The sequence below is a fragment of the Halovulum sp. GXIMD14793 genome, assembly GCF_054457435.1.
Window position 1 is genome coordinate 40,428 of sequence record NZ_JBTLNE010000027.1, and the last position, 12,048, is coordinate 52,475.

5 protein-coding genes are annotated in these 12,048 nt (G+C 63.9%); 3 read left to right on the forward strand and 2 right to left on the reverse strand.

From position 1 onward, the window contains the following. Positions 1 to 46: 46 nt before the first annotated feature. Together pbpC and ACW9UQ_RS09650 are read right to left on the reverse strand one after the other, a co-directional pair. Positions 47 to 2,086 carry a penicillin-binding protein 1C gene (gene pbpC / locus ACW9UQ_RS09645; protein ID WP_458930810.1) on the reverse strand — a complete coding sequence of 680 codons (2,040 nt, stop codon included), beginning with the start codon at positions 2,084 to 2,086 and terminating at the stop codon, positions 47 to 49. Then, positions 2,083 to 7,542 carry an alpha-2-macroglobulin family protein gene (locus ACW9UQ_RS09650; protein ID WP_458930811.1) on the reverse strand — a complete coding sequence of 1,820 codons (5,460 nt, stop codon included), beginning with the start codon at positions 7,540 to 7,542 and terminating at the stop codon, positions 2,083 to 2,085. The genes pbpC and ACW9UQ_RS09650 overlap by 4 nt, the downstream gene beginning before the upstream one ends. Positions 7,543 to 7,707: 165 nt before the next feature. Here ACW9UQ_RS09650 and ACW9UQ_RS09655 point away from each other — a divergent pair, with 165 nt between their 5' ends. From ACW9UQ_RS09655 to ACW9UQ_RS09665, 3 genes are read left to right on the forward strand one after another with little or no spacing between them, the layout of a single operon-like run. Continuing rightward, positions 7,708 to 8,349, forward strand: a complete 642-nt coding sequence (locus ACW9UQ_RS09655; protein WP_458930812.1) for an ABC transporter ATP-binding protein — start codon at positions 7,708 to 7,710, stop codon at positions 8,347 to 8,349. Beyond that, entirely contained in the window at positions 8,346 to 10,757 is a 2,412-nt protein-coding gene (locus tag ACW9UQ_RS09660; protein WP_458930813.1) for an ABC transporter permease, read from the forward strand. Before ACW9UQ_RS09655 ends, ACW9UQ_RS09660 begins: the two co-directional genes overlap by 4 nt. Further along, positions 10,747 to 11,781 (forward strand): lipocalin-like domain-containing protein, encoded by a 1,035-nt coding sequence (locus ACW9UQ_RS09665; RefSeq protein WP_458930814.1) that lies wholly within the window; start codon positions 10,747 to 10,749, stop codon positions 11,779 to 11,781. Before ACW9UQ_RS09660 ends, ACW9UQ_RS09665 begins: the two co-directional genes overlap by 11 nt. Positions 11,782 to 12,048 lie beyond the last annotated feature (267 nt).

The following is a 12,048-nucleotide window of genomic DNA, read 5'->3' on the forward strand; positions in this document are numbered from 1 at the left end:
GTTGGTCTTGATATCCGGCCGGGTTTTGGTGCCGCCTTTGCGGTGATTACTCGACAAAGACCTGCGTGCGGGCGGCCTGCCCTTTTGCATCGACGACCGAGACCGCGACAAAGCCTGGTGCTTCTGGCTGCCAGACCAATGCGTCGGCAAAGGGGTCATTGCGCACCACCTGGCCGTCAATCATCCAGGTCAGCGGCCCCTGCCCCTGCTGCACCTTGATCACAAGGGCACCGCTGCGGCCCAGTTCGACCCGCGCGCCGTCGGGGGGATAGGCGATGGTCAGCTTGTCGCTGTCATCGACCACTGCGCCGGTGCGCAGTTCACGCAAGGGGCGCGGCAGTTCGCTGCGGGCAATGGTCAGTGCTGTGCGTGGAGGTGGCGGCAGTGGGGTTGTCTGGGGGGCGATGTTGCTGAACACCTCGAAGAGCAGCGGGGCGGCGGCGTCGATCCCCAGTTTGCCCGGCATCGGGGCGGCATCGGCCCGGCCCAGCCAGACGCCGACCACATGCGCCCCGTCAAAGCCCAGCGCCCAGGCATCGCGGTGGCCATAGGAGGTGCCGGTTTTGAAGGCGATATCGCGGCCCGCAGCATTCACTGGACGCGGTGCGCGTGACAGAATATCGCCGACATACCAGGCCGCCACTGGCTGGGTCAGATCGCGGCGCAGCAGCGGCGCTGTGCCCGGCACCAGATGCAGCCCGGCATCGGTGCCGCCATTGGCAAGTGCGGCGTAAAGCCGGATCATATCCTGCAGCGTCAGGCCTGCCCCGCCAAGGGCCAGCGCCAAACCGGGCGCACGTCCGCCCGGTGTCTGCACCTTGACCCCAAGCCGACGCATCCGGGCCTGCATCTGGGCCGGGCCGACCTGATCCAGCAAGGCCACTGCTGGGACGTTCAGGGAAAGTTGCAGCGCACGTTCTGCGCTGATGGTGCCGCGCCAGGTCTTGTCGAAATTCTGCGGCTCGTACTCGCCAAAGCGGGTCGGGCGGTCATGCAGCAGGGTTTGGGGATGGGCCAGCCCGTCCTCGAAGGCCAGCGCATAGATCACCGGTTTCAGGGCAGAGCCGGGCGAGCGGACCGCCTGGGTCATATCGAGAAAGCCGGAGCGGGCGGCGTTCAGGTAGTCCGGGCCGCCGACGCTTGCCAGCACCTCACCGGTCCGGTGATCCATCACCATGATCGCCCCGGTCAGTTTGGCGTGGCGGCGCAGGACATGGCGATTCAGCAGGTTTTCAAGGGCCTCCTGCAGACCGGCATCCAGGGTTGTTGGCAGAAACCGCGCCTTGGGCTGATCCTGCCGCAGACGGTCGGTCAGCTGTGGTGCCAGCATCGGAAAGGCCAGCCGGGCGCGGGGCGATTTGGCGGCCAGGGCGACGGTCAGCGCCTCTGCATCAATCACGCCTGCACCGGTGACGCGGGCCAGGACCCGGTTGCGGGCGGCGCGGGCTGCGTCTGGGGCGCGGTCGGGGCGGCGGCTTTCGGGGGCTTGTGGCAGGGCCACCAGCAGGGCGGCTTCGGAGGGGGTCAGGCGTTTGGCATCCTTGCCTAAATAGCTGAAGGCGGCGGCGCGCACCCCCTCCAGATTGCCGCCCATGGGCGCGCGGGCCAGATAGAGTTCCAGGATCTCGCGCTTGGTCAGGCGGCGTTCCAGCGCCAGGGCCAGCCGTATCTGGCGCAGCTTGCCCTGCCATTTGCCGGTTGAGCCGTCCTCCAGCAGGCGGGCGACCTGCATGGTCAGGGTTGACCCGCCCGAGGTGACCTCACCGCGCCAGACCGCCTGCCCGGCGGCGCGCAGCAGGGCGCGGGGGTCAACGCCATGATGGCGATAGAAGCGCTTGTCCTCATAGGCGATCAACTGGTCGAGATAGCCGCGATCCACCTGTTCCATGGCGACCGGCAGGCGCCAGCGCTCATCGGCAGCGGCATAGACCCGCAGCACCTTGCCATTGCGATCGGTGACCGTGACCGACATGGGCACGTCGAGCGGTGGCAGCACCGTGTCGGAGATCCAGGCCTCTAGCGCCGCACCCGCCGAGGCCGTCAGCAGGACCGCCGCAAGGGCGGTCCGCTGCAAGGCACGTTTCACGGGTTGGCATCTTCCGCCAGCACGGTGACCTTGCCGGTCTCGGTGCGGGCACGATAGGCGGGACGGTACATGTCCTCGACGCTGGCCGCAGGATGGTGGAATTCACCTGGCGAGATGACCCGCACCTGATAGGCCAACTGGAAGCTGTCCGTCTTGCGCCAATCCACTGCGGCCGAGAAGCGGTCGGTCGCGAACTCCGTATATTTGGGATAGGCGTTCTGCTTCAGCCAGCCAAAGGCAGACAGATCGCCGGAGCGGATCAGCGACGGGTTCTCGATCTCGAACCCAGCGGGCAGCGGATCGGTGACCATCAGACGCGCCTGCAACTCCCGCTGCGGGGTCACTGACAGCACCACCAGCAAGCGGTCGTTCTGCGTGACCTGGCTGAGATCCACCCGCTGGCCCGACAAGTCGAAGTATTCGCGGATGATGGTATAGCCATTGCCGCCTGCAGGCTCGGGCGTCTCGGGCACGCCAAAGACCGACAGGACAACATCCGTATCCCGTGTGCTGGTATTTTCGAGCACCGCGAAAGAGGTCTTCATCTGCTGATCAGTCAGGGTTTCCACCAGTGGGCCGTCGGGGGCCTTGCCGTTGAACAGCAGGCCGTCATGATCGTTGTCATTGATCAGCGCCCGGGCCGCCATCAGCTGCCACAGCTGTTCTTGCGTGGAGAAGTAGCGGCGCTTGGTCCGGGCTGTGATCAGACGGTCAACGAAGGCTTCGCGGCTGACCGCATTGCTGCCGGCCTCAACCGCAAGGAACAGCACGGCGGCATCGTCGCGCAGATAGCTGCCGTAGTCAGCGCGCCAGACACGTCGTTCAGTGCGGCGTTGCTCGATCTGGGCGACGGCCTTGCGGATCATCGCGTCAGCGCGGCCCGGATCGCCATAGGCGGCCAATGCGGCCCCAATCTGCGCCTTGGCCAGCGGGGTGGCAAAGTCATCCGCCTTCTCATCCGCGTAGTAGCGCAGATCGCCCATCGAGGCGCGCCCGACGCGGGCCAGCGTGTAAAGCGCGTAGGCAATGGCCTGTCCGCCTTCCTCGAAATCCGGCTGGTAGTTCAACTGGTTCTGCAGATTGTCGAGCGCCTGCTGATAGGCCAGTTCCGGAACCTCGTGCCCTTCTTCACGGGCGCGGGTGAGGAAATCAGTGACATAGGCGTTCAGCCACAGATCGCCATCGGACGATGCGCGCCACAGGCCAAAGCCGCCTTCGCGATCCTGATTGGCCAGAACGTTCTGGATCCCCTCGGCAATGCGCTGTTCGATATTGGCCCGCTGATGGCCACCCAGACGGGCGGCGACCTGATTGAAATAGATCAGGGCCAGCGTCTTAGACGTGGACTGTTCGGTGCAGCCATAGGCATAGGTCGAGAGGGCATTCAGCAGCCCCGGCGCATCGAATCGCGCCAGAGGTCCGGCGGACAGAACAGCCTCGGCCCCCGGGCGCAGGCCGGTGAAGATGTCGTCGTTCAGACTGAGCGTATCCCCTGCGGCCAGTTCGAACCGGCTTTGACGGGAAATCTCGGGATCGTTGGCGATCACAGCCAGACGCAGCCGTTTGGTCAGCGCTTCGCCGTCGGGCGTGGTCAGCGTGACCTCAAGCGCGCTGTCGAGGCTTTCCAGCAGCGCCGAAACCGGCACCGAGACACTGGTTTTCTGATCCTTGCCCAGCGACAGGAACTGACGGTCGCTGACCGGCAGACCGCCGACACCCTGCACCGACAGTTGATATTCGCCCGGAGGGCCATCAATATTGTCGATATCCAGCAGCAGTCGCGACTTGTCGCCCGGTGCGAGGAAGCGTGGCAGGCTGGCGCTGACAACCACAGGATCGCGGATGATTACGTCCTGCTCGGCCTGTCCGACGCCTTCTTGCGACCAGACCACGGCCATCAGTTTCACCGTGCCGTTGAAATCGGGGATGTCGAAGCTGGCGGTGATGCGCCCGTTCTCATCCGCTTTCAGCGGCCCCTGGAAATAGGCAACCAGATCTTCGGTCGGCGGCGGTGAGGTAGAGCCGCTGGACGAACCGTCGCCGCCCTGCCGCAGGCTGCCGGAATCGCCCTGCATCCCGTCGATCAGGCGGCCATAAAGGTCGCGGATTTCGACGCCAAGCTCACGCTGGCCCAGATAGTAGTCAACCGGGGTGGGGGCATCGAACCCGGTGATGTTCAGGACACCGACATCAACGGCGGCGATGGTGGCGTAAACCTCCTGCCCGGGTTGTGCGCCCGTTACCTCAAGTTCCGCGATCAGAGGATTGCGCGGTTTGGCCGTATCAGCCGAGACGAAGGCGACCTTAAGCTCTGCCGGGCCGGGATCGACCGGCACCCAGCCCAGACCGATGGCCCGCGATGGGTTGCGCCCTGCGGCCTGATCCATGGGGCGGATCAGCGTAGCCATGACATAGACGCCGGGGCTCCAGTCCTCGGTCACGTTCAGGGTGACCTCAGTCGCGCCAGCCTCGACCGCAAGCATCTGGGTGTCGATGACACCGTCCGAGAGGACCTGCACGACCATCTGACCGGGATCGCGCGCCTCGACCCGCAGGGTGGCGGTGTCGCCCGGTGCATAGGTTTCAGCATCCAGCGATACCTGCAACTGGTCTGGCGTGTCGGAATTGCCCGACGAATACCAGCCCGCATAGAACGACATGGAGCTGAGCGTCTGACCGGTGGAGGTGGGGCCGCTGAGGACCAATTCATACTCGCCCCAATCGACCGGCACGGCCAGATCGACCGCTTCACCGGCTTTGAGGTCCACGGTGCCATTGGCAACTTTTTCGCGGCTGATGATGGCTTCCCATTGCCAGCGGCCATTCAGCGAATACCACTGCCAGTCGCGGCGGATGCGGGACAGTTCCCATGCAACACCGTCTATGTCGACCTGATCGCCCGAAGGGGCGACGGCGACCATCTGGAATTCGGCCAGTCCGCCTTCTTCGGCCGCACCATCAAACAGCGGCTTGACGCCGATCATGGTTTCGGGGGCGGCAACCGGCTTGGTCAGGATACGCTCAACCGGGCGGCCCGAGGAATCTGCCAGACGGACAATCGCCTCCATCTTATAGGGGCGCTGAATTTCGCCGAAATCAGGGTAGCCGATGGTCATGGCCACCTTGCCCTGTTCATCGGTGACGCCGTCGCCATCGAGCCAGCCATAGAGGATTTCGTTCGACGCATCGTGGCGACCAAAGCGATAGTCGTCATATCCGTCCAGTGACCGGACCGGAATGAACCGGATATCCCCCTCGACGCTGAGATCCGCGCCCGGCGCACCGTAGAGATAGCGGGCGTCGATATTAATAAAGGATGTGCTGTCGAGCCGGACCGGGCCGTCGGCCATGCTGATCTCGAAATCGATGCGCTCGGGCACGAAATCTTCGACCAGGAAGGTGGTGTTGGCCAGTGCCGGTGCTTCGGTATCGGCATAGATCTGCATCCGCCATGTGCCGCGCGCTGCCCCTGCGGGCAGGTCCATGGTAAAGGCGCGGCCGCCTGCGCCTGCATCGGCCAGCACGTCGCGGCGGAACTCCACCCCATCAGGGCGGCGGATAACGACGGTCAGCGGCAGGTCGGGGATCGCGGTGACATCCGGGTCGCGGGCCAGGATGGTGGCAAAGACGCTTTCGCCCGGACGATAGGCCCCGCGTTCGGTCGAGACAAAAACGTCCACCGGCTGCGGCGCACTGCGCCCGTCAACGCCACGGTCCGAAAGGTCAAACCCGGCTTCGGACAGGTCGAGAAAGGCAAAATCGGCATCAGCATCGCGCACGGTCACAAGACCCGGCGCATTGCCGCCCTGCCCGCGCGTGATCGCGGCATCAAACTGCACAGCGCCATTGGCATCGGTGGTCGCGCTAGCCAGAACCTGGTTGTTGCGCGAGATCAGCTCAACCTTGAAGCCTTCGCGCGGCAGTGCATCGGTCAGACCACGGACCGAGACATGCAAGCCGTCATTGCCCAGAAGCGTAGAGATGCCGATATCGGAGACGATGAACCATTGGGTGGCTGGCGGGCCTTCCTGTTCTTCGCCCTCAATCACTGCGGACAGGACGTAGACGCCGGGCTTAAAGGTTTCGACCGCATCGCCGATTGGCATTGCGGTTGTGACATCGGAATTGAGCGTGTTCTTGACGCTGCCATAGCCTTCCCAGACCGCCTCGCCCCAGGTGCTGTTAACGTGGCCCATTTCATACGGGTAGAGCGATTTGCCGACCAGATTTTGACGGATGGCCGGAACGATGTTGCGCTCGGTCACGCGGTGGATCGAGAGTTTCACCTCATCCGCGTTTACCGTCACCAGCGGGATGGAGGCGTTTTCGGTGCGGGGCAGAACATAGGCGCGCGACATGAAACGAACCTGCGGGCTGCGGTCGCGAATGTAATGCGACTGGCGGACATCCTTGGACAGCGCCTCGCCCGAGGCGGCTGGCAGCCCCTCACGCAGGGTGAAGTTGACGCGCTGGCCATGCTCCAGCCCTTCGATGCACAGGTCCCTGCCGCTTGCTTCGACCGGCAGATCAGCACCATCGATGGCGACATAAGGGGCGTATTCCACACCGGCCTGCACCAGTTTTTCGTTGAATGTCAGACAGACGCGCGGGTTTTGCGAGTCGCTGTCGACGCGGGTATCAACCACCCGGAACCCATACAGCCCGATCAGGCGGTCCAGCGCCAGCTGCAGGTCCTGGCGCGGCGACAGGGTGGTTGCCAGCCGCATGGCGCTTAGGGCGGAGCGGCCATCGTTCTGCCATTCCAGCGCCTTGGCCATCTGCGACAGGTTCTCCGCCTGCTGCGCGTCGTTTTCAGAGCGCAGATAGGCGTTGATCGAGGCATAGAGCGCATAGTTGCGCGCCCTGTTGCGTTCGTCTGATTTGGTGTCCTTCAGCGCAAGGCTTTGGCGAGCCAGTTCCGACCAGGCCACGGCATCATCCAGTGCCACGACCGCGCGGGCCGACAGGAACATCGCCACGACACGGTTGTTACTGCCGACCTGGCGCGCCTGATTCAATAGCGCTTCACCGGTCTGGCCGTTGTCATAGTAGTCCCGGGCCAGCTGCCTGCCATAGCCCGAGGCGGTGCTCAGCACCCCTTGGGACAGAAAATCAAGGTTGCCTACCAGATCAGCACCGCGCGACACCGACGCCGCATCCGTCAGGACTATACGAGCGGACAAGGCCCCTTCGTAGGATTCGCGGCTTTGGATGTCGGATTTCAGGAAGCAGGCCAAAGCGCGGGTATTAAACGTGAAGGCATTACAGCGGACATCATCGATACAGGCCCGTTCACAAAGCTCCTGCGTCGTCTCGTAGATCGAACTGAGGTCGTTGCCATAGAAATCGACATTGTTTTCGTAGATGACCCTGCGGTCTGGCACCGGGCTTTGCTGTGCAACAGCGGGCACAGCAAGGGTCACAGTCAGAGCAAATGACAGCGCGCGGTAAAACATTCAGAATTCCCCCCGGATCAGACAAGCCAGAACTTCGCCGCAACCATGACGCTTGCACCGATTCCCCGCAAGGGTTCCGAGGGAAAGCTGTGACAATTCAGGCGAATGGCGCAAAACTTTCACATGCGGTAACACCTTTGCAACACAGCAAAGGACCATCGGCACATGCTGGACGTAGAATCGGTAACAAAGCGCTATGGGGCGGTTGCGGTGCTGGATGCTGCAAATTTGCAGCTGTCGGCGGGCGAAACTCTTGCGCTGACGGGGGAATCGGGCTCGGGAAAAAGCACATTGCTGCACCTGATTGCCGGGCTGGACAGCGCGGATGCCGGGTCGATCCGGGTAGACGGGACCGAGGTGACCAGCCTTAACGATGCAGGGCGCGCCAGATTGCGGCGCGAGGGGCTGGCGCTGATTTTTCAGCAGTTCAACCTGATCCCCAGCCTTGATCTGGCGGCCAATATCGCATTTCAGGCTCGTCTGGCCGGGCGTCATGATCCGAAACGGTGCGCGCATCTGGCGGATCGTCTGGGCCTGACGGAGCTTTTGAACCGTTTTCCCGAGCAGATATCCGGTGGACAGGCGCAAAGAGTGGCGATCGCGCGCGCGTTGTCGGTGCGGCCCCGTCTTTTGCTGGCCGACGAGCCCACTGGCAATCTGGATGAGGCGACGGGCGATGCGGTGCTGGAGTTGATGCTGGAGCTGGTTGCCGAGACTGGAACGGCCCTGTTGATGGTCACGCATTCGCCGCGTCTGGCCGCCGGGCTGGCGCGCATGGTGACCTTGCGCGCAGGAAAGCTGACATGATCGGCACCTGCCTGTCTGCGCTGGCCGGTCACTGGCGCCGCCGCCCCGGGCAGGCCTTTGTGCTGGTGCTGGGGCTGGCGGTGGCCACTGCGCTGTGGACCGGGGTGCAGGCGATCAATGCACAAGCCCGGCAAAGCTATGACACGGCGGAGGCGCTGCTGGCAGGGGATCGTCTGGACAGCCTCACCCGCAGCGATGGCCAACCGCTGAGCGAGGCGGATTTTGTCACGCTGCGGCGGGGCGGTTGGCGGGTCTCTCCGATCCTTGAGGGGCGGTTGCGGCGGGATGGCCGAAGCTATCGCCTTGTGGGCATTGACGTGCTGACGCTGCCGGTGGCCGCGGCCTTTGGCTCGGGCGAACCTGCGGCTTTGGGCGGGTTTATTGCACCGCCTTATCAGACCCTAGCCCATCCCGAGACAATCGCCGACTTGACCGCTGATGACCTGCCGCCAAGCCAAGCCGCCGACACTCTGCCGCCTGACACATTGCTGGTTCCCATCGGTATCGCACAGCGCCTGCTGGACCGCCCGGGTGCTGTGTCTCGGCTGGTTCTGTCCCCGGATCAGAAAGCTGCACGGCGCGCGCTAGCTGACCTTGGGCCTTATCGGATCGAGCCGCCCCAGGCCCAAAGCGGCCTTGGCAGTCTGACCGACAGTTTTCATCTGAACCTGACGGCCTTTGGCCTGATGGCCTTTGTCGTGGGTCTGTTCATCGTGCATGGCACCATCGGGCTGGCCTTTGAACAGCGCCGCGCCCTTATGCGCACATTGCGTGCGCTGGGTGTGCCGCTGCGCAGCCTGATCCTGTCCTTGCTGGCCGAGATCGCCTTGCTGGCCACACTGGCCGGGCTGGTCGGCGTGGTTCTGGGCTATCTGATCGCAGCGGCCCTGCTGCCGGGGGTCGCGGCCTCGCTCGGCAGTCTTTATGGGGCAACGGTGCCCGGTGCGCTGAGCCTGTCGCCCGTCTGGTGGCTGGGCGGTCTGGCCATGGCGCTGGTCGGTGCCCTGGTTGCCGCGGCCAGCCATTTGTGGGCCATCGCCCGCATGGAGGTTCTGGCCCCTGCCCGGCAGCAAGCCTGGCTGGAGGCGGCGCGCGGACGGCTGATCCTGCAATTGGCCCTGTCCGCTGCTGCCGTTGTGATCGCTGTGGGCACGGTGCTGTGGGGGCATGGTCTGATCTCTGGCTTTGTGGTGATGGGCAGTACCTTGGTGGCGGCGGCATTGGCACTGCCTGCGCTGGTTTTTGGCTTGTTGGGCGTTGCGGCGCGGCGGGCCAAGGGGGCGGTGGCACAGTGGTTCTGGGCGGATACACGGGCGCAGCTGAACAGTCTGTCGCTGGCCCTGATGGCGCTGTTGCTGGCGCTGGCAATCAATATCGGGGTCGGGACGATGGTGGGCGGGTTTCGCCTGACCTTTCTGGACTGGCTGGATCAACGGCTGGCGGCGGATATCTATATCCAGCCCAATTCGGGCCCGGATCGTGACCGGCTGGCCGCCGCGCTGGCGCGCCGCCCGGAGGTTGTCGATGTGCTGCCGATCGAGAATGCCGATATCCGTGTCGAGGGCTGGCCCGTGGGCGTCATGGCGGTGGTCGATCATCCGCATTACCGGCAGGACTGGCCGTTGCTGGAGGCTGAGGCCGGGGTCTGGGACGCGGTGATGGCGGGCAAGGCCGTCCTGATCTCGGAACAGACGGCACGGCGGCTGGATCTGAGGATCGGCGCATCCCTGCCCCTGCCCGGCTGGCAGCCCAGAATTGCCGGAATTTTCGCCGATTACGGCAATCCGAACGGCGCGATACTGCTGCATCAAAGCGCCTTTGCGCCGCATTTTCCGCCCGCTGCGCGCCACAGCGCCGCTGTTCTGTTGACCGATAGCGCCCCGCCTGCTGCCGAGGTTATCGCAAGACTGGCCCAGGAGAACGATCTTGGCCCGTCCCGGATCATTGATCAGGCGGGGTTGAAGGCGCAGGCGCAGGCGGTGTTCGAGAACACCTTTGCCATTACAGCAGCGCTGAATGCGCTGACCCTGGCCGTGGCGGGTCTGGCACTGACCACGGCCCTGCTGACCCTGGCGCAGATCCGGCTGCCGCAGCTGGCACCGGTCTGGGCCATGGGGCTGACGCGGGCAGCGCTGGCGCGGATCGAACTGGCCAGGGCGCTGATGCTGGCGCTTGTCACGGCGCTGTGTGCGATCCCCTTGGGGCTTCTCTTTGCCTGGGTGTTGACCGCGATCATCAATGTCGAGGCGTTTGGCTGGAAGCTGCCGCTCTATATCTTCCCCGGTCAATGGCTGGGGCTTGGCGCACTGGCGCTGCTGACCTCGGCGCTGGCGAGCCTATGGCCGGTTATCCGACTGCAACGCACGCCGCCTGCCGATCTGATCAAGGTGTTCTGCAATGATCAATAAAGCGCTTTTTTTGCTGCTGAGCCTGCTGGCATCCCCGGCTTTGTCGCAGGGCTATGCCGGTCTGGGCACCGAAGCCGAAGGGTTCGCGGTGCCTGACCCTGCAACGCGCCTAACCTTCCCCGCCGATCACCAGCCGCATCCCGGCTTTCGCATCGAATGGTGGTATCTGACAGCCAACCTGACCGCCGCAGACGGAACCGAAATGGGTTTGCAATGGACCCTGTTCCGGCAGGCCGCCGCGGCGGATGGGCCGCAAATCTGGATGGGGCATGCTGCGATTACAATGCCGGATCAGCACCGGTCGGCCGAAACCTTTGCGCGTGGCGGCATTGGGCAGGCGGGCGTTGTGGCAGACCCGTTCGAGGCCTTTATCGACGACTGGTCGATGCGCGCTGTCAATGACGGGATTGATCAGTTGCGGCTGACCGCCTCGGGCGCTGATTTCAGCTATGATGTGGCGTTGCGGGCCGAGGGACCTTTGGTATTGCAGGGGCGCGATGGCTATTCGGTCAAGGCGGAAAGCGGTCAGGCGTCGCATTATTACAGCCAGCCGTTCTTTGCTCTGGATGGGCATGTGACATTGGACGGCGTGCAGATTGAGGTGACCGGACAGGCCTGGCTGGACCGCGAATGGTCCTCCCAACCCCTCGCATCGGATCAAGAGGGGTGGGACTGGCTATCGTTGCATTTCGACGACGGGGCGAAGCTGATGGCGTTTCGTCTGCGCGGGGCCAGCGATTACATCGTCGGGACCTGGATCGGGGCGGATGGGACGCCCACACCCCTGCCCCCGGGCACGGTGGGGCTGATACCGCTGGCCGAAAGCCAGGTCGCAGGCCGCAGTATCCCGACAGAATGGCGCGTGCGATATCCTGATCAGAGCGTGGATGTCGAGGTAACGGCAATCAACCCGCAAGCCTACATGCAAACCCTGTTCCCCTATTGGGAAGGCCCGATTAGCGTCAGCGGTAGCCATCCAGGGCGGGGATATCTGGAGATGACGGGGTATCCGGCGCAGCCTTAGCGGCACTGCGGCGGGCAAAGGGCATCAGTCCGATCTGATTTGGACACGAATGGTTGAGTTTTTGCGCATGCTTCGGCGCTGCGAAGGTCTGGGTTAAGTCCAAACGAACCGATGCTGCGTTATGCCTCAATAACTGCTTCCACAGCATCCTAGAGCGCCGTCCTTGAAATCTGAATCGGTGGGATTCCCACGATGCGGATTTTGTGATTCACTATATTTGGAGGTGGAACATGGGCAAATCGCTATCACTGGATATTCGGGAGCGTG

Excerpts from the sequence above, each read along its gene's own strand:
- ACW9UQ_RS09650 (WP_458930811.1), bottom strand. The coding sequence starts at position 7,542 with ATGTTTTACCGCGCGCTGTCATTTGCTCTGACTGTGACCCTTGCTGTG.
- ACW9UQ_RS09655 (WP_458930812.1), top strand. The coding sequence starts at position 7,708 with ATGCTGGACGTAGAATCGGTAACAAAGCGCTATGGGGCGGTTGCGGTG.
- ACW9UQ_RS09660 (WP_458930813.1), top strand. The coding sequence starts at position 8,346 with ATGATCGGCACCTGCCTGTCTGCGCTGGCCGGTCACTGGCGCCGCCGC.
- ACW9UQ_RS09665 (WP_458930814.1), top strand. The coding sequence starts at position 10,747 with ATGATCAATAAAGCGCTTTTTTTGCTGCTGAGCCTGCTGGCATCCCCG.